The 23,216-nt window shown below is 64.7% G+C and carries 21 protein-coding genes and 1 pseudogene; 13 read left to right on the top strand and 9 right to left on the bottom strand.

Annotation, left to right across the window (positions count from 1 at the left end; genetic code table 11):
• Positions 1-6: 6 nt before the first annotated feature.
• The 4 genes from ribA to rpmE all read right to left on the bottom strand — a co-directional run bounded on the left by ribA (position 7) and on the right by rpmE (position 3,185).
• Positions 7-645 carry a GTP cyclohydrolase II gene (ribA, locus tag MJD61_07880; GenBank protein ID MCG8555193.1) on the bottom strand — a complete coding sequence of 213 codons (639 nt, stop codon included), beginning with the start codon at positions 643-645 and terminating at the stop codon, positions 7-9.
• A gap of 103 nt (positions 646-748) precedes the next feature.
• The gene (gene prfA / locus MJD61_07875) at positions 749-1,825 is read right to left on the bottom strand and encodes a peptide chain release factor 1 (GenBank protein MCG8555192.1); all 1,077 of its coding nucleotides are present in this window, start codon (positions 1,823-1,825) and stop codon (positions 749-751) included.
• A 6-nt stretch (positions 1,826-1,831) separates the two neighbouring features.
• A complete protein-coding gene (locus MJD61_07870) occupies positions 1,832-2,851 on the bottom strand; it encodes a DUF1385 domain-containing protein (GenBank protein ID MCG8555191.1) in 1,020 nt (339 codons plus the stop codon).
• 97 nt (positions 2,852-2,948) lie between these two features.
• Positions 2,949-3,185 (bottom strand): 50S ribosomal protein L31, encoded by a 237-nt coding sequence (gene rpmE, locus MJD61_07865; protein MCG8555190.1) that lies wholly within the window; start codon positions 3,183-3,185, stop codon positions 2,949-2,951.
• Between the two features lie 187 nt (positions 3,186-3,372).
• Here rpmE and yccX point away from each other — a divergent pair, with 187 nt between their 5' ends.
• The 3 genes from yccX to MJD61_07850 all read left to right on the top strand — a co-directional run bounded on the left by yccX (position 3,373) and on the right by MJD61_07850 (position 7,188).
• The gene (gene yccX / locus MJD61_07860; protein ID MCG8555189.1) at positions 3,373-3,651 is read left to right on the top strand and encodes an acylphosphatase; all 279 of its coding nucleotides are present in this window, start codon (positions 3,373-3,375) and stop codon (positions 3,649-3,651) included.
• Positions 3,652-4,066: 415 nt separating this feature from the next.
• Entirely contained in the window at positions 4,067-5,479 is a 1,413-nt protein-coding gene (locus MJD61_07855) for an OprO/OprP family phosphate-selective porin (protein ID MCG8555188.1), read from the top strand.
• A 476-nt stretch (positions 5,480-5,955) separates the two neighbouring features.
• Positions 5,956-7,188 (top strand): OprO/OprP family phosphate-selective porin, encoded by a 1,233-nt coding sequence (locus MJD61_07850; GenBank protein MCG8555187.1) that lies wholly within the window; start codon positions 5,956-5,958, stop codon positions 7,186-7,188.
• Here the strand turns inward: MJD61_07850 and cdd are convergent.
• The 4 genes from cdd to MJD61_07830 all read right to left on the bottom strand — a co-directional run bounded on the left by cdd (position 7,185) and on the right by MJD61_07830 (position 10,591).
• Positions 7,185-7,631 (bottom strand): cytidine deaminase, encoded by a 447-nt coding sequence (gene cdd / locus MJD61_07845; GenBank protein ID MCG8555186.1) that lies wholly within the window; start codon positions 7,629-7,631, stop codon positions 7,185-7,187. The genes MJD61_07850 and cdd overlap by 4 nt on opposite strands.
• A gap of 240 nt (positions 7,632-7,871) precedes the next feature.
• Positions 7,872-8,492 (bottom strand): glutathione S-transferase family protein, encoded by a 621-nt coding sequence (locus MJD61_07840; GenBank protein ID MCG8555185.1) that lies wholly within the window; start codon positions 8,490-8,492, stop codon positions 7,872-7,874.
• A gap of 489 nt (positions 8,493-8,981) precedes the next feature.
• On the bottom strand, positions 8,982-10,223 hold the full coding sequence (locus MJD61_07835) for a peptidoglycan DD-metalloendopeptidase family protein (GenBank protein MCG8555184.1): 1,242 nt from the start codon (positions 10,221-10,223) through the stop codon (positions 8,982-8,984).
• Positions 10,224-10,303: 80 nt separating this feature from the next.
• Complete coding sequence (locus tag MJD61_07830) at positions 10,304-10,591, bottom strand: hypothetical protein (protein MCG8555183.1); 288 nt, start codon at positions 10,589-10,591, stop codon at positions 10,304-10,306.
• Positions 10,592-10,717: 126 nt separating this feature from the next.
• Between MJD61_07830 and MJD61_07825 the strand changes: the two are divergent.
• From MJD61_07825 to MJD61_07795, 7 genes and pseudogenes are all read left to right on the top strand, one after another.
• Positions 10,718-11,044, top strand: a pseudogene (locus MJD61_07825) (DUF4956 domain-containing protein).
• Between the two features lie 157 nt (positions 11,045-11,201).
• Positions 11,202-12,320 carry a phosphate signaling complex protein PhoU gene (gene phoU / locus MJD61_07820; GenBank protein MCG8555182.1) on the top strand — a complete coding sequence of 373 codons (1,119 nt, stop codon included), beginning with the start codon at positions 11,202-11,204 and terminating at the stop codon, positions 12,318-12,320.
• Positions 12,317-13,207 (top strand): phosphate ABC transporter substrate-binding protein, encoded by an 891-nt coding sequence (locus MJD61_07815; GenBank protein ID MCG8555181.1) that lies wholly within the window; start codon positions 12,317-12,319, stop codon positions 13,205-13,207. Before phoU ends, MJD61_07815 begins: the two co-directional genes overlap by 4 nt.
• Positions 13,208-13,259: 52 nt before the next feature.
• On the top strand, positions 13,260-14,282 hold the full coding sequence (gene pstC, locus MJD61_07810; GenBank protein ID MCG8555180.1) for a phosphate ABC transporter permease subunit PstC: 1,023 nt from the start codon (positions 13,260-13,262) through the stop codon (positions 14,280-14,282).
• A gap of 63 nt (positions 14,283-14,345) precedes the next feature.
• Positions 14,346-15,221: a phosphate ABC transporter permease PstA gene (pstA, locus tag MJD61_07805; GenBank protein ID MCG8555179.1), complete on the top strand. Its 876-nt coding sequence runs from the start codon at positions 14,346-14,348 to the stop codon at positions 15,219-15,221.
• Entirely contained in the window at positions 15,215-15,982 is a 768-nt protein-coding gene (locus MJD61_07800; GenBank protein ID MCG8555178.1) for an ATP-binding cassette domain-containing protein, read from the top strand. Before pstA ends, MJD61_07800 begins: the two co-directional genes overlap by 7 nt.
• A 5-nt stretch (positions 15,983-15,987) precedes the next feature.
• Complete coding sequence (locus tag MJD61_07795) at positions 15,988-16,749, top strand: phosphate ABC transporter ATP-binding protein (protein ID MCG8555177.1); 762 nt, start codon at positions 15,988-15,990, stop codon at positions 16,747-16,749.
• A gap of 46 nt (positions 16,750-16,795) precedes the next feature.
• Here the strand turns inward: MJD61_07795 and MJD61_07790 are convergent, their stop codons facing one another.
• On the bottom strand, positions 16,796-18,727 hold the full coding sequence (locus MJD61_07790) for a hypothetical protein (protein ID MCG8555176.1): 1,932 nt from the start codon (positions 18,725-18,727) through the stop codon (positions 16,796-16,798).
• 297 nt (positions 18,728-19,024) lie between these two features.
• On the opposite strand from MJD61_07790, the gene MJD61_07785 reads away from it, so the two are divergent.
• The 3 genes from MJD61_07785 (at position 19,025) to MJD61_07775 (ending at position 22,843) form a co-directional block, all read left to right on the top strand.
• Positions 19,025-19,273 carry a ferrous iron transport protein A gene (locus MJD61_07785; GenBank protein MCG8555175.1) on the top strand — a complete coding sequence of 83 codons (249 nt, stop codon included), beginning with the start codon at positions 19,025-19,027 and terminating at the stop codon, positions 19,271-19,273.
• Positions 19,270-21,438, top strand: a complete 2,169-nt coding sequence (gene feoB, locus MJD61_07780) for a ferrous iron transport protein B (GenBank protein ID MCG8555174.1) — start codon at positions 19,270-19,272, stop codon at positions 21,436-21,438. The genes MJD61_07785 and feoB overlap by 4 nt, the downstream gene beginning before the upstream one ends.
• Positions 21,439-21,508: 70 nt before the next feature.
• Positions 21,509-22,843, top strand: coding sequence for an O-antigen ligase family protein (locus MJD61_07775; protein ID MCG8555173.1), 1,335 nt, complete (start codon positions 21,509-21,511; stop codon positions 22,841-22,843).
• Positions 22,844-23,216: the final 373 nt, after the last annotated feature.

Below are 23,216 nucleotides of genomic sequence, written 5' to 3'. Positions count from 1 at the left end.
GGTGCCTTAGAGCACGTGTCCCATGCGGCAGCGCTTCGTAATCAGGTACTGGCGATTGTGCTTGTTGAGCGATACCTTCATGGAGATTCGGTCGGAGACGATCACACCGTCAGCCTGCAGCGCCTGGACCTTCTTTGGGTTGTTTGTCAGCAGTGTCACGGAGCGGACGCCAAGGTCTTTCAACATCGCGCTTGCGGCGTCGTAGCGTCTCAGGTCGTCGCCAAACCCCAGCAGCCGGTTGGCATCGACGGTATCGGCACCGCCGGCCTGCAGCGCGTAGGCGCGGATCTTGTTGCCCAGACCGATGCCCCGGCCCTCTTGTCGCAGGTAAAGGACCGCACCGCGACCCGCCGCGGTGATTTGCCGGAGCGCACTATCGAGCTGTTCGCGGCAATCGCACTTGAGCGAATGAAGCACTTCGCCCGTGAAACACTCGCTGTGTACCCGCACCAGCACGTCGTCTTGGTTGCTCACGTTGCCGGCCACGAGCGCGCAGTGCTCGTGGCTGCTCTCCCGTTCTCGATAGACCACTACTTGCAATGATCCATAATCGGTTGGGACGATGGCTTCCGCGTAGCGGCTGAGTCGAGCTGGTGGATTCCGTTCGCTCGGCTGCGATCGGAGGGCGTGGGCGTTTCCTGGCATCTTTCGTGATAAGCAGCGAACAGCCGTGCTAATGTAGGAACGGATTGTGCGCCGTCAAGCTGTGAGTCGGCGGACCATGCGCGCGCTGTCTCGACCCGACGCCTCAGCGTAGGTCACCCACCTGCGCTTGCAGCAGCGCCGCTTGATGATCGGTGCGCAGCGGGATCAGCAGTTGGTCCAGATCGCCGTCAACGATGTCGTCAAGCTTGTGCAGCGTCAGGCCGAGACGGTGGTCTGTGACTCGGTTTTGGGGGTAGTTGTACGTGCGAATCTTCTCCGAACGCTCCCCCGTGCCCACCATGCCGCGGCGCTCCTCGGCGACCGCTTCGTGTTGCGCGCGCTGCTGTCGCTCCAACAAGCGTGCGCGCAGGATCTTCAGAGCCCGCGCCTTGTTCTTGATCTGTGAGCGTTCATCCTGGCAGCGGACGATGATTCCCGTCGGAACATGCAGGATCTGCACCGCGGAGTTGGTCGTGTTCACTCCCTGTCCACCAGGCCCGCTGGCGGCCGCTATGCTGACCTCCAGGTCCGCGTCATCGATGCCGACGTCGACCTCGTCTGCTTCCGGCAGCACCGCGACCGTAGCTGTCGAGGTGTGTATCCTGCCCTGGGTTTCTGTAGTTGGCACCCGCTGCACCCGATGCACGCCACCTTCGAACCGCAGGTGCGAGTACACGCGCTCCCCGCTGACCAAGGCCACGATCTCCTTGAATCCGCCCGCATCGGCGGTGCTGGCCGATAGCACTTCGAGTTTCCACCTGCGGCTCTCGGCGTAGCGCGAGTACATGCGAAACAGGTCGGCGGCGAAAAGGGCGGCCTCCTCGCCCCCCGTGCCGCTGCGGATCTCGAGCACGGTGTTACGCGCATCGTTGGGATCCCGAGGCAGCAGCAGCACCGAAAGCTGTCGTTCGAGCTCTGCGAGCCCGGCCTCGAGCTCCGGGATCTCTGCCAAGACCATAGGCCGAAGCTCGGGATCGTTGATGTGCTCCCGGTCTTCCTCGAGCCGCTGCTGCAGCTCGCAGTAGCGCGCGTACGCCTCGACCACCGGCTCGAGCTCGGCTCGCTCTCGGTTGATGGTCGTGTACTGCTTGGCGTTGGACAACACGTGCTGCTGGCACAGCAGATCCTCGAGCTCCAGGTAGCGCGAGCGCAGCGATTCGAGTTTTTCGTTGGGAAGCAAGACCTGCTATGCAGCCGCTGCTAGGGGGCGCAGCGAGGGCAGCGCCTTGTTGAAGGCCTCGAACCCGCGGAACACGAGCGGCTCGCCTTCTGGCACCTCCCTGCCCACGGTTTCGCGCCAAATAGCGGTCTGCATGGCTGCGATCGCGATCTCGACCTGGGTGTCGTCTGGCTCCCTCGTAGTGATGAGCTGAAACGCGTATCCAGGCCAGAGCAGCACGCCGAGCAGGCCCGAATCAGGCTGCCGCGCCAGCCAGCGCTGAAGCTCGTACGACATCCCCGCCACGATCGGCAGCAGCGCCAGTCGCAGCGCCAGCGTCAACAGCTGGCCGCTCACCCCCTGGGCGCCGGGAAGCAACAACGGGGTCGCCAGCGAGCCGAGCACGATCGAGATGACGATCACCACGATCAGAAACGTCGTTCCGCAACGCGGATGCAGCTTGGACTGGCGCTGTACGTTGTCCACGGTCAGCTCGAAACCCTGCTCGTACGCATAGATCGTCTTGTGCTCCGCACCATGGTACTGGAACACGCGGCGCACGTCGGGGATCTGTCCGATTAGACAAAGATAACCCGCCAGCAGCAGCAGCTTGAAGCCACCCGTGATCAGGTGAAAGCGCCAGTCTTGAACCGCGAGCTCAGTGCCCATGAAGCTCGCCGCTCCGGCCGTCATCAGCTGAGGCAGCGCGATGAAGACAAGCAGCGCGATCAAGGTCGATACGACGAACGCGCCCTTGGTCGATGCCTGCGCTTCCTGCTTGCGCTCCGCCTCATCGAGCTGCTGTTCTGCCGAGAAGCGCAGCGCGCTGAAACCGTCCGAAACCGAGCTGATCAGGGCGGCGACGCCTCGAAAGCCCGGCAGCCTCCAGAGCCTCGAGCTTTCCCAACGATCGACCAGCGGTTTGTCGCTGACTGCGATGTCGCCGTTCGGCCGGCGCACGGCCACCGAAAGGCCGCAGGACGACCGCATCATTACCCCCTCGATGACGGCCTGCCCACCTATGTACTTCGCAGCGCCTTCCGTCATGACGGATCAGTATACCGCACCAAGGTGGGGGTCGCATCCGGGGACGAATCGCCTCCACGCTGCGCGGCCGGTCTCGACCGGTTATTCTTGGACGGCCCTAAGAGGTGTCAGTCGGTTTCTTGCGTTTCGTGTCCGCCTTTTTGGCGTATTTCCTGCGAAAGCGATCGATGCGACCGGCGGAATCCACGACACGCTGCTGTCCCGTGTAGAAGGGATGGCACTGAGCGCATAGGTCGACGGTGAACGAACCGCGCGTCGAGCGGGTCTCGTAGCGCGCCCCACACGCGCAGGTGATAACGGACTGTTGGTATTCGGGATGGATGCCTGGCTTCATGGCTGCTATTCAGCTTGTGGCTGGTTGGTGAGTGAGTGCCCTACACTGGCGGGCCACCCTTCGGCCCCGGAGAGCCAGGCTCAGGCCCATGCAACGCGCGGGGTCGTAGCGGATCGTGCTCGGGCACGCAAGCCCCGCGCTGCCATGGCTGCTGCGCCGGGCCCCAGCTGCGAACAACGAGACAACGATGGCACAGAAACGCATACGAGTAGTGGTTCGGGGACGGGTCCAGGGCGTGTTCTTCCGCGCCTCCGCGCAGCGCGAGGCCAAGCGACTCGGCCTCACGGGATGGGTGCGCAACCGTTCCGATGGTGCAGTGGAGGTGATGGCCGAAGGCGAGGAGGACCAGGTCAAGGACCTGCTCGCCTGGACCCAGCGCGGTCCCTCGACAGCCAGGGTCGATCAGGTCGAAACGTACTGGCGAAGCTACACCGGCGAATACGTCGACTTCCGCATCGTGAACTAGCTCGTCCTCGTTCAACGTTCAAGCTTCGGGAGGCATTCCTCGGGCTCTTGTTCGACCATGTTCGAGTGGTTGATGCGCTGCGCTCGCGACCCGTGGCTGGAAGCCGGCCGGCTTGGCGGCCGTCCGGCTTGATGACCCGGCGAGCGCCCAGCACCCTCGATCAGCGATTGGCCGGTTTCGCCAGATTCGGGCTGAAGACGCCAAACCTGTCACCTCGATGCCACAGGGCTGCCGCTCGGCTGTGACACATGCTCCAGGACCATTCCTGATGTCACCTCGATGCCACAACGCTGTCGCTTGCCCGTGACGCCGGCGATCGATGAATAGTAGCGACTGACTCGCCGCCAAGGTTACGCGGTCGCTCTACCCAGGGAGCGAATAGTACACCGCCCCGCAAGGTGCATAGGAAGCAACCATGCCGCTACGACTGACGCAATCGAAGGTTCGCAAAGTCAACGGGAGCCCTGCGCGTGCGCATGCCGCCGCGTTGCTCTTGTTCTTGACCGCGGGAGCGCCTTCCGCAAAGGCCCAGCAGTTCTTCGCAAGGGCCGAACAAGGTGCTGACACTCGGTATGGTGTCGCTCGGCACGGTGTCGACCAGCTTGGTGCTTCGCCGCAGCGTGTTGTTTCCCAACCGAGCACCGCTCCGGAAGAACGCAACGACCTCGTACCGGCCTGGGAGAGCGAGCTCGTCCGAAACCACGCGGCAGCGCCTGCTAGCATGCGTTTCCGGCCGGGCAAGGGGCTCGAGGTCAAGACCGGGGACGGTCGGTTCGCACTCATAACGCGCTTGCGAGCACAGTTCCTATACGACTACGAGTCGGTAAGCGGTGCCGAGGACCGGCAGGCGTTTCAGATCCGCCGCGCGCGCCTGCAGTTTCTTGGCAACTTCTGGGGAAAGCACAACACGTTCAAAGTCGAGTTCGCCGTCGCGCCGCGCGACATGGCACGCCAGCCGATCGCGCTCTCCGACAACACGAACAGCGCTGCCAACGTGGTGGGTACCACCCCGCTGCTCGATTGGTACGTGACGTTCGATCATCTGCGAGACCTGACGCTGCGCGTGGGCCAGTACAAGATTCCCTACAGCCGCCAGCGCGTCGTTTCCTCGGGCAACCTGCAGTTCGTGGATCGCGCCGTCACCAATGCCGAGTTCACGCTGGATCGAGACCTGGGTCTTGATTTTCGGTCCAAGGACTTTCTCGGCCTCGGAGTGCTCAAGTACTATGCCGGCGTTTACATTGGAGAGGGTCGCAACACTTCGAACAAGACGCGCGGAGCGGGCGACCTCGGCTTGATGGCGCTCGGGCGTATCGAAGTCTTGCCGTTCGGGATGTTCAAGGACTATTCCGAGGCCGACTTCGAGCGCAGCTTCAGGCCGAGGCTCTCCATCGGTGCCGGTTACGCCTACCTGCGGAACGCACCGGGAAGTCGAGGAATCCTCGGAAGCACGCCCAAGCAGCAGGTGAACTACCACAATGCCAACGCCGACCTGTTGTTCAAGTTCGCCGGGCTGTGCGTGCTGAGCGATTTCTATGTACGCAAAGGCCGCGGCGGCGAGGACCTGTCCGACGGCTACGGCTGGATGCTGCAGGGAGGCTACCTGCTGCCCTACACGGCCCTCGAGTTCGGGGCTCGCTACGGCATGACCCGTCCCCGCGGACGCTCATCCGTGCTCAAGGGCAAGAACGAGCTCGGCGTCGTGGTGGGCCACTACTTTGCACAGCATCCCCTGAAGGTTCAGGCGGACTTGTTTCAGCTGTGGAATCAGGGCAGCAAAGCGGGCCAAAACACTCGCCTGCGCGTCCAGCTGCAAGCGGCGTTCTGAGCCTACGAAACGCTCGAGCGGCCACGCTGTTGGGCTGCGCGCCAACCGGCGAGTGAGCTCGGATGCGGGTTGGTACGGGCCTGCATGCATGGGGTGCTCGCTGCCCTCCCCGTCTCCGGGGCGGTCACGCCTGTATCCTGGGGCGTTGTACGGCTCGATTGGTCCGGATTGGTGCATGCCCCTGCACTTTCCCGAGCTTGAGCTTTGAGGGAACTTGGGTTTTAAGGTTTCGCTCACCGAGTTACCCAAGCTACCCGAGCTATCTAAGCAATCACTGTTCCAGGACCGCCGGGACGTACACGAGGCGCAAAAGCATGTCATTGGATCGAAGTAGGCAGCGGCTCAGGGGTGCCGCCATCTGTTGGTTGTGGCTCGGAGCGGCGAACGCTGGGCAGGCCCAACACGCGCACGAAAGCGGTGAGCGCTCGCCGCCGCCTGCAGGAACGAGCTTGGCAGAACCCCATCGTGCAGCGAACGTGAAAACCGACTCGGATGCCTTGGGGCCCAATCCTCCCCCGAGCTGGGAAAGGGATCTCGTCAAGGACCACCCGGCGGATGCCTCGAGTGCGCGCTTCCGCCCGGGCAAGGGCTTGGAGTTCAAGAGTGCGGACGGACGCTTTGCTCTGGTCACGCGCTTGCGCGGCCAGTTCCGCTACGAGTACGAAGGGGTAGCCGGGGGACCCGACGAGGAGGTCTTCCACATTCGTCGCGCGCGCTTGCAGTTCGTCGGCAACATGTGGGGCAAGCACAACACGTTCAAGATCGAGCTCGCGTTTTCGCCGCGCGACGAAGACCTGACGCAGCCGACGGTCGTGCTTCAGGATCCCACGGGCATGGGCATGGGAGTGACGGGCACGACGCGTAGCAATGTTGTAGGCACCACGCCGCTGCTCGACTGGTACATGACGTTCGACTACCTGCGCGACCTGACCCTGCGCGTCGGCCAGTACAAGGTGCCCTACAGCCGGCAGCGGGTGATCTCGTCGGGCAATCTGCAGTTCGTCGATCGCGCCATCACGAACGGCGAGTTCACCTTGGACCGGGATCTGGGACTCGACTTCCGGTCCAAGGATCTACTCGGCCTGGGCTTGTTTCGCTACTACGCGGGCGTCTACATCGGCGAGGGCCGCAACACCTCGGATAGGACTCCCGGTGCGGGTGACCTGGGCCTCATGTACCTGATTCGCTTCGAGCTGCTGCCCTTCGGCATGTTCAAGGATTACTCGGAGGCGGACTTCGAACGCACAGCGAAGCCGCGGCTCTCGCTCGGGGTGGGCTATGCCTACCTGCAGAACGCACCGGGCGTGCAGGGCATCAAGGGCAGGGCGCCCGAAGCGGACGACGACACCTTTCACAATGCCAACGCCGATCTGCTGTTCAAGTACGCCGGGCTCTCGGTGCTCGGCGATTTCTATTGGCGCGATGGTCGCGGAGGCACCGACCTGGCCGACGGCATAGGCTGGATGCTGCAGGGCGGGTACCTGCTTCCAGGCATGGCTTTGGAGCTCGGGGCACGCTTCGGGATGACCCGTCCCGGCGGCGACGCTTCGGTGCTCAAGGGCAAGAACGAGTTGGGCATCGTGGGCGGCTACTATTTCGCGCGCCACCCCTTCAAGTTGCAGGCGGATCTGTTCCAGTTGTGGGGATACGGCGAGCAGCGGAGCCAGGGCGTCGTCCGGTTGCGCGTGCAGCTGCAGGCGGCGTTCTAGCGCGGCGGCGGGCGGGGCGGCCACGGGGGCCGGCCAGCGTCCGATAGCGAGCGGCTCGTAAAGGCGGCCGGCAACAGGTCGTTGAGGCTGACCACGGTGTAGGTACCGCTCGCTGCGCCCATCACGATGGGGAAGTCGTCGAGGCAGAACTCGCGCAGTACCTGACGGCAGCTACCGCAGGGTGGCACGGGCGTGCTCGCTTCCGTGGACACCGCCAGGGCGCGAAACTCCCTAAGCCCGGCCGCGACCGCGGCCAGCACGGCGCCACGCTCGGCACAGATGCTGTCTCCATAGGCGGCGTTTTCCACGTTGCAGCCGCGAATCACACGCTCGCCCGCCAGCAATGCCGCTCCCACTCGGAAGCGCGAGTACGGAGCGTACGCATTGTTTCGGGCCGCCGCGGCCGCGCTCAGCAAGGGCAGGATATCTTGCTCGGCCAACATCACTGCGCTCGGGGCATGCTGCTCCAACTGGTAGCTTTCGGCAGACTAAGCACGATTGCCTCCCGATTTCCAGCCCCACGTCGTGCTGGTGAGGCAGCAGCCGTCGGACTGGGCACGGGTCTTCACCTCGGAATCGAGAGCGTAGTTGATCTCACGCGGAAGAGGCAGCAGCCGTCGGACTGGGCACGGGTCTTCACAGACCGATCGCGACCGCCTGCCGGACGCTCCCTGGAGCGCCAACTAGCTGGGGATCGGGGGGGCCGCCAGGCTTGGGCCACCTGGAAGCCCGCGTACTTGATCGAGCCAGCGTGTCACGTGGCGGTACTCGCGCGTGGGTAGGCCGCAGGGCTCGTCGTAGGAGAACCATACCGCCACGCTGTAGTCCGCCACGGTGGGCGAGGCACCGGCCAGAAACCCGCCCGACTCGAGCACGCCCGAAAGTACGGTGGCCAACTTGCGGAAATCGCCGGTGCCCTGCTCGACCACGCTCGGGTCGGGCTCGGCTCCCCGTAAGGGCTTGAAGATCTTCTCGCCGATGACGGTGCCGACGGCCTGCGAAAGGTGGGCGGCTTCCCAGTTCAGCCAGCGCAGAATCGAGTACCTTTCCTGATTGGCTGGCCATAGGTCCGAGTTGGCTTTGCCTGCGAGGTAGCAGGCGATCACGTTGGACTCCCACAGGTTGAAAGCGCCATCGACCAGCGCCGGAACCTTCCCGTTCGGGTTGATGGCGAGGAACTCCGGAGTTCGCTGCTCCCCTTTCATGACATCCACGAGCTGTTGCTCGACCTCGAGGCCCACATGCGCAAGCGTTGCGTGGACCTTGCGGCAATTCGGCGACAAGGGGTTCGAATAGAGCTTCATCGTCTCCTCCTTGCCCCCCAGGCTAACGGGTCGAGGCCAGCCACGACAAGCCCTAGACTAACTAGTTCCCGTTCAGAATGGCGCCAGAGCGGCTTTCGTCCTCAGACCGAAGCTTGAAATAGCGCTGCTATTCCTTCGCTCCGCTCCTGCGGGCGCGCTCGCTCTGGCATCCATTCTGAACGGGAACGGGCGTTTCGGGATGGGCACTAAACTTAACTAACTAACCCTCGTCCGGTGGGGCCGCGTCCTGCGCAGTTGCCGCATCGGCCGCCGTCGACATCGCGTCGGGCGCCGCCGTCCCCGCATCCTGCTGTGGGTAACTGTCCAGGCCCCTGTCAGTCGGGTTTTTAGGCGGTCTTCTGGGCGAGCGCGCCCGCAGGAATCGCCCGAGGAGTACTACGCGTACTTCGCAGGGCGAGGCCGAGGACGAAAGCCGCCCAGAAGACCGCCTGGGAAGCCGTCGTGCAAGCGTGGTCACCCCCTGAACGGTTACTGCTGTGGATGCGCGGCCCGCCACGGCTCGGTATAGCTGTGGAAGATGAAGGTCGCTACGTCTTCGGAGCAGCGGAGGCTGCAGCGACCTTCCGGTGGCATGTCGATGCGGGTGCGCTGCGCCATCCGAAGTGGGGTCGAGCAGCTGGCGCAATCGAGCAGGTCGGGGCCGATGCCGCCCTGAGCTTGCTCGCCGTGACAGCTGCCGCAGGCGCTGCGGTAGATCGTCAGGCCTTGCTCGAGGTCGCCGAGCCGGGCGACGAAGTGCTCGGCACGGGAGCAGTCACCCTGCGTGCAGAGCAGCGAACCCGCCGAGCACAGCGCGCTCGCGGTGCTGGAGGGGTAGGCCTCGAGACTGGCTGCCAGCGCGGCTTGAAGGCGGGTCTTGAATGCCGCGGTGGCGTAGCGCAGCGGACACAGGCGCTGCACCCGGTCGAGCTGTTTGCGCAACGAGACCCGGACGTGTGCGGGCTGCGCTGCGCCATCCGAGGCCACGTAACCCAGCACGTCGCCGGCCTGCACTCGGGCGCCCTGCGCAACCACGAGCCTGTCGAGTCCTGCGTAATCGAGCCAGAACGCGCTCTCGGGACCGCGTCTGAGCGACAGCGCGAAACGTACCTGGTTGCTTGTCCTGTCGCCCCGGGCCCTCACACCATCCACCACGCCTGCCATCGCGGCCAGCACCGGAGTCCCCGCTCGGGCCCTCAGCCCGATGGCGCCGAGCTCAGCTGGGCCTGCCTCCGAGCTCGCGGGCAGGCCGAAGACTGTTACGCAAGGCTTGCCCGAGGCTGCGGCGGTTTCGCTGCAATCCAATGCCGCGAGCCTGCGCGTGCTCCGATCGTAGTCACCGCTGAGGTCGATGAACGTCGCCGACAGCAGCGGGGGCCTCAGGTCGCTGGGGCGTGGAGCGGGCGGAGCCTGGGCGTCCAACGTGCCTGCGTCGTGGGCGGCATCCGCCGAGGCGTCCAGGCTGGCTTCGAGCGCAGGCTGGGAAGCGTCCTGCGAGGTCATGCCGCCCTCCCTGCCGCCCGCGTCGGGGCCCGGTTGAGGGGGCTCGGGCGGGGCCGGGCTGGCCCCGCCGTCGCCTCCAGAGCCTGCAGCGGCCGCGTCCGGCGCGAGCTCGGGTGCTGGTCCCGCGCATGCGCTCAGCCCTCCCGCACCGAACGCCAACCACAGTGCTGCAGCGCAAGCGCTCGGACGGCGCACCGAGCTCTCAACCCTGACCCCAACCTGGTTCATGAGTTGCACTATGGGGTGCCATCGGTCGAATAAGACGTTTGCCCGGCAGGTAGTTGTCGTGTTTGCGGCATACACGCAGCCTAGAACAACGGTCCTGAAAGTCGATTCGAGTTGCCCGGCTTCGTTTCGATTCGGCTCAGGTCGATGCGGCTCAGGTCGATGCGGCTCAGGTCGATGCGGTGCAGGTCGATGCGGTGCACGGCACATTCGAGAAGGTCCCAACGCCGCCGGCGGGCGCTAGGGTGGTAGCGATGTGAAGGCACTACATAGGCCTCTTCGAGTGAGTCGCGCCAGACGGGCCGGGGGGCTGCGGCCTCAAAGCCAACGAGGCCGTGCCGCTGTGGGTGAGCCGTCTGCTGACTCGCCATGGCTGTCAGCTGCGTAGGATCAGCAAGTACTGCGCCGGCGTTGCCACCTTGCAGAATTCTCTCGCTCGACGCTCGGAGCTGGCCATACGGTTGTAGGAGGAACACTTGGACGAGCTTTTGAAGGAAATGGAGCGGTTCAGGGATATCACCAGCGCTTTCACGCTGGCGGATGTCGGCATCGTGCTGCTGCTCAGCTACGTATTGTCGTCGATGATCGCATGGATCTATCGCTACACTCACCAGGGTATTTCGTACTCGCAGTCATACACTCAAACCCTGGTGCTTCTGGGCATGGTCGTGGCTCCTATCATGTTGATCATAGGCTCCAACCTGGCGCGTGCCTTCTCGCTGGTGGGCGCGCTGCCCATCATCCGCTTCAGGAATGCCGTGAAGGAAACGCGAGACGTCGGGTTCGCCTTCGTCGTAATGGCCATTGGCATGGCTTGCGGGAGCCCCCGGCTGCCAGGGCCAACCCGCGGCTGCGTCCGAGGCAGCCCTGGGCCGGCCTCCCCGCTCGGGTGCCGCGGCTCAACCGCGGCGCACGCGACACGCCGCCGCACGGTCGTCGCTGTTGTGGCATCCCCGGACATCAACTAGGCTCGAGCCCGAAATGAACAGCCCGGCACTGCACCTCGAGGAGCGGCTCGAGCGCGACATCACGGCGCTGCGCGAGCGGGTCCGCAGCATGGCCAAGCTGGTGGTGAGTCAGCTCAAGGACGCCGTCAGCGCTTTTTCGGAAGGTGATCGCAAGCTCGCTTACCGGGTCGTGCTCAGGGATCACCGGATCGACGTCATGGAGCGCCACATCGATCGGATGTGCCAGGAGTTCCTGGTGCGCCACATGCCCGTGTCGACGCATCTGCGCTTTGCCGTGGCTGTCGCGAAGGTCAACTCGGAGCTGGAGCGGATCGGTGACTATGCGGAAGCTATCGCCAGGAGGGTGGCCGTCACGTCGGAGGCCCGGAACATTCCCCAGCGCGAGCACATTCTGCAGATGTCCAAGGTGTCTTTTGGGATGTTGGACGATGCGGTAGAAGCGTTTCTCCAGGGAGACGCGGAGGCTGCGACTCGAACCCTCGACGCCGATCAGCAGGTCGACCGGCTCAACTCCCAGATCTTCGAGGCGCTGGCCGAGCCCGCGGAGGGGAATGTCAATCTGCCGGTGCGATTCGCGCTCGTGGGGCTCATCAATCGCATCGAGCGGGTGGCCGATCGAGCCTGCAACATCGCGGAGGAGGCGGTGTATGTTGTACGCGGTGAGGTGTTGCGCCATCTGCCTCGCGAGGACGTGCGCGTGCTGTTTCTCTGCAGGCGCAATGCGTGCAGAAGCCAAATGGCGGAGGCGATTGCCCGAAGCGTCGCCCCGGGCCACCTGATCTTCGCAAGTGCCGGCACCGATCCTGGCGCGCTCGATCGAGGAGCGGTCGATTTCATGCTGGAGCGGGGACTCGACATTTCGCGGCAACGCTCCAAGTCGACCGCCAAGCTGGGTCCGATCGAAGACTTCAATGTCATCGTGACCCTGTGCAAGGAAGCCGAGGACACGTGCCCGGCCGTCGCCTACGATGCGGTTCAGCTTCACTGGGACATTGCGGACCCGTCCTTGGCAACCGGTTCCGCAGAAGAACGGCACAAGGCATATCAAGAATGCTTCGAATCCTTGGATTCGCGAATCAAGGAATTGACCGACGCTTTGATAGGCGCTGACCGCAGAGAGGAAGAAGCATGAGGTACGTCGTCTTACTCGGGGCCGCGCTCTTGGCATGCAGCGGCGGGCTGGCATGCAGCAGCGGGCGGGGCGAACGCGCGATGATCCAGAACAAGGGGTCGGATACGATCGTCAACCTGGCGCAGGCCTGGGCGGAGGAATACCGCAAGGTGGATTCCAACGTGGTGATCGCGGTGACCGGCGGCGGTTCGGGGACCGGGATCGCGGCGCTCATGAACGGCACGGTCGACATCGCCAACGCCAGCCGTCGGATCAAGGACAAGGAGCGAAAGGCGGCCAAGAAGAACACCGGCAAGGACCCGGTCGAGCACACCGTCGCCTACGATGCCCTGGCGGTCTACGCACACAAATCCAACCCCATGGCACACATCTCTCGAGAGCAGCTGGCCTGCATCTACGGAGAGAAGGGCACCTGCACCAAGTGGACCGACCTCAAGGTCGAGGTCCCTGGATGCGCCGGACAGGAAATCGTGCGGGTGGGTCGCCAGAACAACTCGGGAACGTATGCGTTCTTCCGGTCATGGGTGCTTGGCAAGACCCAGGACTTCAAGCTCGGTTCGCGGGATATGCAAGGCTCCAAGGACGTCGTGGATCTGGTCCAGCACACGCCGTGCGCGATCGGTTACAGCGGCATGGGGTACAAAACCGGCGCGGTCAAGGCCATGTGCGTGCAGGTTGATGCGGGCAAGCCGTGCGTCGAGCCCACCATGGAGACGGCCATGTCGGGGCGCTACCCGATCGCGCGAGCGCTGTACATGTACACGTTGGGCGAGCCCAAGGGTGCCATCGCCAAGTACCTGAGCTGGGTGAAGTCCCAGGCGGCTCAGGCGATCGTCAAGAGCGTGGGCTACGCCCCGATCACCAAGGCCACGCTCAGACAACATTGAGGCGCGTGGACCCAACCCTGCAGCTCGGAGTCTCCCGCCCCCCTATGGAGGCATGCGGCCACAGGTCTCGGACGGCCGGGCAGCGATCTGGACGCCATGGGAGCCCAACGAGGCCATCTTGAGCAGCAACCACACGGCCGGCGGCGCCGGGGATGCGCGAGGTAGCCGGATCGAACCGTCCCGCAGCGTCAGAGCGCGTGTCGGGCGCACCAGCGAGCTCTTGATCGAGTGGGTGATCCGTGCCTGCGGTGTCAGCGCCGTCATCTTCGTGTTCGGGATCTTCTACTTCGTGTTCCGCGAGGCGGCTCCGCTGCTCTTCGGTGGGCTTGACTACGTCCAGTTCGTCGGCAGCCCCGCATGGTATCCGGATTCCGAAGTCAACGCCCGCTACGGTGCGCTGGCGCTGATCGCCGGCACGGTCAGCGTGACGCTGCTGGCCACGCTGCTGGCGATCCCGCTGGGGCTCGGCGCAGCGGTCTACGTCTCGGAGTTTTGCACCGGCAGGCTCAAGGAGACGCTCAAGGTCGTGGTCGAGCTGCTGGCGGCGATCCCATCGGTGGTCTGGGGTTTCATCGGCTTGATGATTCTCAATCCTATCATTATAGATCTGCTAGACGCACCCGTCGGCCTCAATATCCTCAACGGAGCGCTGCTGCTGGCGCTGATGAGCGTGCCCATCATGGTTTCGATCGGAGAGGACGCGCTCAAGGCCGTACCCGACACGTACCGCGAGGCGGCCGTGGCCATGGGAGCGACACGCTGGCAAACAACCTGGCGCGTGCTGCTGCCCGCAGCGCGCAACGGCCTGCTGGCCGCGGTGCTGCTCGGCGTGGGCAGGGCCATCGGCGAGACGATGGCGGTCCTCATGGCCACGGGCCACGCCGTCAACATCCCCACGAGTCCCCTCGATTCGGTTCGCACGATCACCGCAACCATAGCTGCCGAGCTCGGTGAAACGGCGAGGGGCAGTGATCATTATCGGATCCTGTTCGTGCTGGGAACGCTGTTGTTTCTGCTTACCTTCATGGTGAATCTGATCGCGGATGTCGCAGTCCGCGGAGTGCGTCAGCGGTAGCCGAAGTAAAGGTCATTTCAGGTTCTTGACGTCGTCGCCGCCGCTACATGAAGGATCATGATCATGTCGGTCTTTGCCACCACTGAGCTAGGAGCGCGCAAGCACCGCTCGGAGAAGGTCGCCTACGGCGTTTTCTTCGGCATGACCCTCGTGCTCATCCTGCCTCTCACGGGCATCATCGGACTGCTGATCGTTCGCGGGGCGCCCGCCATGACCCTCGACTTCCTTCTCGATGAGCCGATGCGCGGAATGACGGCAGGCGGCATCTATCCAGCCATCGTCGGTACCGTATGGCTCGTGGGCGTCTCGCTGCTGGTGGCCGCACCCATCGGCGTGCTGGCGGCAGTGTATCTGAACGAATACGCGCGCGATAACTGGTTCACCCGGATCATCAACCTTGCCATCATCAATCTCGCGGGTGTGCCCTCGATCGTGCACGCGTTGTTCGGGGTGGGGGCCTTCGTGCTCTTTCTCGGCCTGGGGACCAGCATTCTGTCGGCGGCTCTGACCCTGGCGATCATGACGCTGCCCGTCATCATCGCCAGTACCAAGGAAGCGCTTGCCGCCGTCCCCATGGCCTTTCGGGAAGCCTGTTGGAACGTGGGAGCGTCTCGCTGGCAGACCATCCGGCATGTCGTGCTCCCAAACTCGATCGCCGGCATCCTCACCGGCGTGATCCTCCAAGTCTCGCGGGCCGCCGGTGAAACCGCCCCCATCATGTTTACCGGGGCCGCCTTCTTTCTGCCTCTGCTGCCTGAATCGGTCAACGACCAGTGCATGGCGCTGTCGATGCACCTGTTCACGATCTCGACCCAAGTACCGAACGTGCCCGAGGCCATTCCCTACGCGACCGCCCTGACCCTGCTGGCCGTCGTCTTGTCCGTCAACGCCGCCTCGATCGCCTTCCGAATCCACCTCAGGAGCCGCAGAAAATGGTGAGCAAGGTGGTGAGCAAGGTGGCGTTCGATGGTCTCAGCGTCAGCTACGGCCCGAAGGTGGCCTTGCACAGGGTCTCTCTCGACCTGAGGGCTCACGAGATCCTGGGCGTCATAGGACCCGCCGGGTCCGGCAAGACGACCCTGCTGAAGGTGCTCAATCGCACCCTGGAGCGGATTGCGGACGTGAAGGTGGAGGGCTCCGTCCGCTTGGACGGGGAAGACGTCTACAGGATGCGCAACGTCTCCATGTTGCGGCGTCGTATCGGCATGGTGGCGCCGCTACCCGTGGGACTGCCCATGTCGATTTTCGACAATGTTGCTTTTGCTCCCCGCATGGCCGGGCCTCGAGACCGGACCGAGATCGGCCGGCTCGTGCAACGCTGCCTCGAGCAGGCGGCGTTGTGGGACGAGGTCAAGGACCGGCTCGACGACCTGGGAACCCGGCTGTCGGGCGGCCAGCAGCAACGGCTCACCATAGCGCGAGCGCTATCGCACGAGCCCGAAGTGCTTTGTCTCGATGAGTTTTCGATCGCCGTCGATCCGGTCACCACGATGCGAATCGAGGACGTGCTCAAGCAGTTGCGCGAGCGAATGGCCATCATACTGGTGACGAATCTCGTGCAGCAAGCTCGGCGTTTGGCCGACAGAACGGCATTCCTGCTGAACGGCGAGCTGGTGGAGGTCGGGGCCACGAACGATGTGTTCGGCCGGACACCGGCTGACCGCCGAACCTTCGAGTACGTGCACGGCGTGTTCGGATGACGGCCGTGCGGCAAGGAATCCGGGCCAGCGAGCTGAGCCTGTGGTACGGGGACTTTCAGGCGCTCAAGGACGTAAGCCTCGATATCAAGCACGGGTTGGTCACCGCGCTCATCGGCCCTTCTGGATGCGGAAAGACCACGCTGCTGCGCTGCTTCAACCGGATCAACGAACGCATCGAAGGCGTGCGTACGGTGGGCTCGGTGCAGATACTCGGCCACGATATCTATGCGCCGGAGGTCGATCTGATCGAGCTTCGCAGGCGGGTCGGAATGGTCTTCCAACGGCCGAACCCACTTCCGCTGTCCATAGCCGAGAACATCGTGTTCGGACTCAGGATTCATCGAGGGCAACGCTCGAAGTCAGGCGAAACGGAGGCCTACGTAGAGCAGGCGCTGAGCCGAGTCGGGCTATGGGACGACCTCAAGGACAAGCTTCGTGCGCGGGCGACCACCCTTCCTCTCGAGCAGCAGCAGAAGCTGTGCATTGCCCGCCTGCTGCCGCTGAAGCCCGAGGTGTTGCTGATGGACGAGCCCTGCTCTGCGCTTGATCCTGCGGCCACCCAGCGGGTGGAGGAGCTGATCAGGGAGCTTCGCGGCGGCTACACGATCTTGATCGTCACCCACAACATGGCTCAGGCCCGGCGTGTCAGCGACGAGTGTGTCTTCATGCTGCTGGGGGAGAAGATAGAGCACCTTCGCACCGAGACCCTGTTCCTCAATCCCACGGACAAGCGAACCGCCAACTACATTGAAGGGCGCTATGGCTGACGAGTCACTCACCGGGCGATACAGACGAGCTATTCTTCCGCGGGCCCTAAGGGCCCGCTGCGCGGGCATGACCTCGGCCGGCCGGAACCACCGCGAGGCGGGAGATCACGCCTTTGATGGCGATCGGTTCGCCCATGACCCTGTGATCGTCCAGGGCGATCGCAGCGACCGCTTGGCCCGAAACATCGTCGACGACCGTGTAGAAGGCATCCGCACCGAGCGCCCCGCGGCGCGACCAGTGCGACGTGCCCGGGTCGGCCACCGCGCCCACGCCGACCACGCTCACTGCCGCTTGCGGGGTCAGGGGATCGGCTACGAGCTTGGCGAAATCGAGCACGGCCACGCCGTTGCCGCCTGACTGCGGGATGTAGGCGAGCATGCGGTTGTAGTTTCCTCCAGGCACGAGGAAGTGGGTCCCGCGCGCGCTGGGCTGGCCGCTCAGCGACACGGTGTGATCAACAGCGACGCCATCGCCGAGCAGCGTGTCCCAGACGTTGACTTCGCCCTGGGTGCAGCTCGGTTCATCCACGCAGGCATTGATCACCAAGATGAAACGGTGGTCCGGGGACTGGCTCACCGAACCGCTCAGCGGCAGCTTGTCGCGAACCACCGAATCGTTGCTGGTATCGACAATGGAAAAACCCTGGCCGCCGGTGCACTGGAAGTAGGCATAGCCGTTGAAGGGCGAGATGGCCTTGTCGTGGGTGCCGCCGGCCGGCATGCCCGCGCTGTCGGTGTAACCGCAGACCGGGATGGCGTAGTCCACGGTCTTGTGGTCCAGATCCAACGGGAAGACCGCGGCATCGTTGGTGTTGGTCGCGTACGCCTTCGGCGCGATCGAGGGGTCGTAGACCAGCTTGCCGTGACCCGAGTTGTCGAGCGCCGCCACGACCGGTCCCATTAGCTCGAGCGTGTCGATGTCCGCGATGTAGAACGCGCCCTCTGCGTCGGAGTGGGTCCAGATTTCGTGCCCGTGGTTGGGGTTGTACAGATGCGTGGGCCGGCCACCCACGTCGAGCCTGGCCTCCACCGCTTGCGCGGCTGTATCGATCACCACCAGTTGGTTCTTGCCCCGGTCGTTGACGAAGAGCCGCTCGCCGGATGGAGCCACGACCGCATCGCCCCAGTTGGCCCCGTGCATTTCGATTTCCTCGAGCACGGGCCTCTCGGCACCGGGCCGGAGGATCGTGATCCAGGCCTCGTCGTCCATGGGGTCGTTGGGGCTGCCGAGCCTCTGGCTGAACACGTAGAGCTGCTCGAAGGCGTGTCCGGGCGCTGGCGGGTCGACCAGGCACACGTTGAACTGGATCTGGTCGGTCGTGTTTCTGTGCGTCGCCTCGATCCGGATCTCCCACAGCCCGGCCATGGCTAGGTCCATGCCGGCGATCTCGAACACTCCATCGCCGAAGTCAGGCGAGCGATCGCGCACGGTGATCGGGCCGGCGTCGTGCGCGTGCGCGGGCATGCGGGCCTCGACCTCCATGCCGACGCCCATCGGTGGCTTGCCGCTCATGTCGAGCAGCTGGACGAGCCAGGTGTGTCTGCCGGGGTGCTCGGGCCACGGCGAGGCGTTCAACAGCCGCACGATGAACTCGCCCTCGGTGCCGCTATGCTCGAGCCCGGGGCGCAAGGCATGACAGCCCGGCCCGCCCTGGGGCGGAAGCGTGGTGACCGGCATGGCGGCCATCTCGATCGCGGTTGCGATCCCCTGCAACGTGGTGCGGTCGGATGCGCCGAAGCCGCCGGTCGGCCCGGCGGCCATCTGGATCGCGGTTGCGATCCCCTGCAGCGTGGTGCGGTCGGACGTGCCGAAACCCCCGGTCGCGGGCGCAGTTGCCAACAGGTCCTGCAGCCACGTGCGATCTTCCGGTGTCAGGCCGTGTGCCGCGTGCTCGTCTTCGCCTCCGCAGGCCAGCGCTGCCACGGCCAAAAGGCCAGCTACGCCGATCATGCTGCCAGAGCTGCTAGGTGGGCGCATGGATACCTCGCTTTTTGAACTTGGTCTTCAGGTTGGAATGCAGCCGTGCTTTCGAAATCGGTCCATCGGGATCGACGGGGGTGTGTTCAAGACGCGTCGTGGTCGCTTTGTGCGCACAAGGGAGCCGCATAGCCGCTTTGGCGTTCTTCGTCGAGCGGCCTTCTAGCACAAAATGAAATTGATTGTCATTATCGGTGTGATACCCGATCCGACGCTCCCCACCTGGCTTTTCCGACCCGAGTCATGGCCCACGACCCCCACACCGAAGCACCCCATGCGGGGCAGGCCTGCTGTTCCTTGCTGGCTTGGCCCTTTGGGCAAGCGGCGTCGATCCGCAGGATCAAGGGATCCCGTGCCTTCCGCCGGCGCTTGATGGAGCTCGGACTGGTGCCGGGGACCCGGATCCGGGTCGCCAAGGTCGCCCCGCTTGGCGACCCGCTCGAGCTCGAGGTGCGCGGTTCGAGGCTGTCGCTGCGGCGTCACGAGATCGCAGCGCTCGAGGTGTCCAGCCCCGAGCGGCCGCGACGCCTCCGGGTGCTTTCGTGATCGAAGCCGAGGCGGTGCCTGTGCCCGCTCGGGCGAAACCGCTGGCGGCTCGCCCTGTCGTGGCCATCGCAGGCAACCCCAATACCGGCAAGAGCACCCTGTTCAACCGGCTCACGGGCCTGAGCGCGCGGGTTGGCAACTATCCCGGAATCACCGTGGACCTGCTCTCCGGCACCACGCGGCTCGCGCCGGCGTGCGATGTGGAGCTTCTGGATGTGCCGGGCAGCTATTCGCTGGTGGCCCGTTCGGCCGAGGAGCAGCTGGCGATCGACCGCCTGCTGGGCCTGGTCGACGGCAAGCGGCCGGCTGCGGTGATCGTGTGCGTGGATGCCACCAACCTGGTGCGCAACCTGTACCTGCTGCTGCAGCTGCAGGAGCTCGGGCTCAATACGCTGGTGGCGTTGACCATGACGGACGAGGCTCCGGGTGTGCTGGCGGACGCCGGGCCGCTATCCCACCGGCTCGGCTGTCCCGTCGTGGCCACCGTACCGCGGCGCGGCCAAGGAATCGACGAGCTCAAGCAGCGCCTTGCGGAGCTGCTCGACACCCCGCCGCTCGAGCCACGCCGTCGCTGGACGCCGAGCTCGCCCTTGCGCCGCGAGCTCGCGCGCATCCGTGCGGCGCTGCCTTCGCACTGGCCCGCGAGCGACGGCCTTGCGCTGTGGGCTCTCATGTCGCTGGGCGAGGGAGACGGGCTCAGGCACGTGCCCGACACGCTGCGGGCGGCGGTTGGCAAGAGCCCCCTCGATGGCGAGGCCGTGGACGACGAAGCGGTCCAGGGCCGCTATGCCTGGCTCGATCGGGAGATTGCGCCGCTGCTGTCCCCGAGCCCCCGGCGTGCACTGACCGAGCGCGTGGACGCGGCGGTGCTGCACCCCGTCGTTGGTTTCGGCATCTTCCTGCTCCTGATGTTCATGGTGTTTCAGTCGCTGTTCGCTTGGGCCGATCCCGTTGTTACCGGGGTCGAGTGGCTCCTTGCCGGGTTTTCCGAGCTCGTGTCTTCGCTGCTGCCCGAGGGCATCATAAACGCGTTCATCTGCGAAGCGGTGATCGGTGGCGTGGGCAGCGTGCTGGTGTTTCTGCCTCAGATCTTGCTGCTCTTTTTGTTCATCGGCTTGATGGAAGACAGCGGTTACCTGGCGCGCGTCGCCTACCTGATGGATCGCATCATGAAGCTGATGCGGCTGAACGGTCGCGCATTCGTGCCGATGCTCTCCGGGTTCGCCTGCGCCGTGCCTGCGATCATGGCCACGCGCACGATGGAACGCCGGCGCGATCGATTGCTGACGATGATGGTGGTTCCGCTGATGACCTGTTCGGCACGCCTGCCGGTCTACACGCTGATCATCGGGGCGCTCTTTCCTGCGAGCGCGGCGCTCGGTTTCGTCTCCGTGCAGGGTGCCCTGATGATCGCCATGTACCTGTTTTCGGTGCTCATGGCTTTGGGGGCCGCCTGGGTGCTCTCCAGGACGGCTCTGCGCGCGGCTCCGGTGCCGCTCCTGCTCGAGCTCCCGCCCTACCGCCTGCCACGCATGGCCGACGTGCTGCGCATGATGTGGAGGCGCAGCAAGCTCTTCTTGACCGAGGCGGGCACCGTGATCTTGGGCTGCACGATCGTGCTGTGGGTCTTGCTGAGCTTCCCGCAGCAGCCGCCGAACCAGAGCGAGCTCGATGCCCGGCTCGAGCGCGCCGAAAGCGCCGAAGCCGCCGAAGCGATCGAGCAGGAACGCGCTGGAGCACGCTTGCGCAGCAGCTACGCGGGTCGCCTCGGGCGCTTGATCGAGCCGGCGATCGAGCCGCTGGGCTTCGACTGGAAGATCGGCGTCGGCCTGGTGGGCGCCTTTGCCGCGCGCGAGGTGTTCGTATCCACGATGGGCGTGGTCTACAACCTCGGTGCAGGGACGGACGAGCGCAGCACGACCCTGAGGGACCGGCTCAAGCGCGAGCTGCGCGAGGACGGAACCAGGACCTACACGCCGCTTGTCGGCCTGTCGCTGATGGTGTTCTTCGCCTTGGCTTGCCAGTGCATGAGCACGCTCGCGGTCGTCAAGCACGAGACCGGCGGCTTTCGCTGGCCGAGCTTCATGTTCGTTTACATGACCCTGCTCGCGTGGACGGCGAGCTTCCTCGTGTTTCAGGGCGGCCGCCTGCTAGGCTGGCAGTAGCCTCTGTCGGGCTATGATGTGCCTCCTTTCTCTTGGCTTTAGGTTGAGGTCGCGTGACCCACTCCTTGCCGTGCTGGACCCGACACGCCCACGTCCGTGCAACGGAATTGGCGCTCGACTGGGCAGCTGGGGCCTGTCCGCATACGCCTTCCTGATTCCGTTCGAGGGCATCGGGCACTGGCGTGTTGACAGGGCATTAGGTCTGCGACTCGCCGACCTTGCGATGTTGCTCGCGGTGCCTGCTTTCGCGCCGTTGCTCTGGAGGAACCGCGACAGGCTCGTAGGATCACGGCTGCTCATCGCTTGCGTCGCGATGGCACTGGCCCTGACGGCAAGCGGCCTGGTGAACGGCAGCAGCCTACGCAGCACCCTGAAGGTTTGGGGCCTCCCCTACGTTGCTGCAGCCTGCGCGGCGCTGGCTGCCGACAGGCGAGACCGTCTAGTGATCCGCGCGGCGGTGGCGGGAGGCACCCTCGCCCTGACTGCGTCCGTGCTTGGCTACCTGCTGTCTTGCACGACCCAACTGCTGCCTCGAGGAGCGTTCGTTCACATCGGACGGCATCCGTTGTTCGACATGTGGCCGAGGCTGACCGGAAGTTTCGGCTCAGACACCCAGGCCATGGGTGAGTACACGCTAGTCTGGACCGCCCTCGTTACCCTGCTAGGCGCGGGCCACGGCGCCCGGCGCTTAGGCCCCTGGCTCACGCTTGGATGCGTCACCGAAGTGCTCAGTTTCAGCCGAGCTTGGTTGGGGGCCCCTATCGTAGCAGGCGCTGTTGCTCTGAGGATGGCCAAGAATCCAGCTCCTGGACTCGTGAAGGCAGCGGCGCTCGCAGCATCTGTGGGACTGGCGGGCGCTGGCTGGATCATGAACCTGGGAATCGATACCTGGCCACAAGCCGACTCAGACCGCCGCACAGTAGACTGTGCGCGGATCGACCTGGAGCATCAGGTCGCCTTCTTCCAGGAGCGCAAGCGCTGCGTAGTGTTTAGAGCTCGACACGATCGCGGTGGTTCACTGACCCGGTACATGCTCGCCAACAGGACCTCCATCGCAGCCTTCCTCGAGAACCCATGGTTCGGAGTAGGGCCAGGAAACTACGGCGGGCACGCGCTCCGTTTTGTGGCCAAACGCTATCAGCTCGGACCCGACCCTCGCACCAACGAATATGCTACCCCACACAACACCTACCTCGGGCTCGCCGCCGAGGCCGGCATACTCGGTGTGATCAGTCTTGTGGGGCTACTTGCGACGCTCTGGCGCCGACGCTGTGACGTTGAAGATCGAACGCTGTGGCTGACCACTTGTGCGCTAATGTTGGTCGGTTTCACCAGCGATGTTCTGCACCAGCGCTATCTTTGGCTGCTGCTCGGACTGCTGTCCCCCGCGAAACGAGACGCTTGATTCTCGTGGTGTTGCGGCAGGCGAGCACTTCACGCTCAAGCCCTTCCGCTCTCGCACGAATTCTGCGCAAGCGCCGGTAGATCGGTCGTGAGGCACGTGTGGAAAACAGTATCGCACGGTTGACGGCCCAGCCAAGCGCCGGGGGCGCCGTCGGCCAATGCCACCGAAAGAGCACCGTACCGGGCACTCGCGCAACGATCCGAGTGCTGTAGTGTTTGGGATCGCACTTAGCCAACGCATCGCCGCGGAGGATCCAACCAGCTCCAGGGTCTCGGCTGATCACCCGGTGGACCCGCAGCGCTCCCGTCAGCGCCACGACAGCCACGTCTCCCTTTCGCAACTCTTCCGGTCTGCAGGCAACAACGGACACCCG

It is taken from the genome of Pseudomonadota bacterium, from assembly GCA_022361155.1.
In the GTDB taxonomy this organism is placed as follows: Bacteria; Myxococcota_A; Polyangia; order Polyangiales; family JAKSBK01; genus JAKSBK01.
Note: the sequence above shows the minus strand (reverse complement) of the source record. Positions and strands in the feature narration are given on the sequence as shown.

What these genes read in the sequence shown, in the direction of transcription:
- ribA (MCG8555193.1), bottom strand. Translation starts at nt 645, where the DNA reads ATGCCAGGAAACGCCCACGCCCTCCGATCGCAGCCGAGCGAACGGAAT.
- MJD61_07870 (MCG8555191.1), bottom strand. Translation starts at nt 2,851, where the DNA reads ATGACGGAAGGCGCTGCGAAGTACATAGGTGGGCAGGCCGTCATCGAG.
- rpmE (MCG8555190.1), bottom strand. Translation starts at nt 3,185, where the DNA reads ATGAAGCCAGGCATCCATCCCGAATACCAACAGTCCGTTATCACCTGC.
- yccX (MCG8555189.1), top strand. Translation starts at nt 3,373, where the DNA reads ATGGCACAGAAACGCATACGAGTAGTGGTTCGGGGACGGGTCCAGGGC.
- MJD61_07855 (MCG8555188.1), top strand. Translation starts at nt 4,067, where the DNA reads ATGCCGCTACGACTGACGCAATCGAAGGTTCGCAAAGTCAACGGGAGC.
- cdd (MCG8555186.1), bottom strand. Translation starts at nt 7,631, where the DNA reads ATGTTGGCCGAGCAAGATATCCTGCCCTTGCTGAGCGCGGCCGCGGCG.
- MJD61_07840 (MCG8555185.1), bottom strand. Translation starts at nt 8,492, where the DNA reads ATGAAGCTCTATTCGAACCCCTTGTCGCCGAATTGCCGCAAGGTCCAC.
- MJD61_07835 (MCG8555184.1), bottom strand. Translation starts at nt 10,223, where the DNA reads ATGAACCAGGTTGGGGTCAGGGTTGAGAGCTCGGTGCGCCGTCCGAGC.
- MJD61_07830 (MCG8555183.1), bottom strand. Translation starts at nt 10,591, where the DNA reads ATGGCGAGTCAGCAGACGGCTCACCCACAGCGGCACGGCCTCGTTGGC.
- phoU (MCG8555182.1), top strand. Translation starts at nt 11,202, where the DNA reads ATGAACAGCCCGGCACTGCACCTCGAGGAGCGGCTCGAGCGCGACATC.
- MJD61_07815 (MCG8555181.1), top strand. Translation starts at nt 12,317, where the DNA reads ATGAGGTACGTCGTCTTACTCGGGGCCGCGCTCTTGGCATGCAGCGGC.
- pstC (MCG8555180.1), top strand. Translation starts at nt 13,260, where the DNA reads ATGCGGCCACAGGTCTCGGACGGCCGGGCAGCGATCTGGACGCCATGG.
- pstA (MCG8555179.1), top strand. Translation starts at nt 14,346, where the DNA reads ATGTCGGTCTTTGCCACCACTGAGCTAGGAGCGCGCAAGCACCGCTCG.
- MJD61_07800 (MCG8555178.1), top strand. Translation starts at nt 15,215, where the DNA reads ATGGTGAGCAAGGTGGTGAGCAAGGTGGCGTTCGATGGTCTCAGCGTC.
- MJD61_07790 (MCG8555176.1), bottom strand. Translation starts at nt 18,727, where the DNA reads ATGCGCCCACCTAGCAGCTCTGGCAGCATGATCGGCGTAGCTGGCCTT.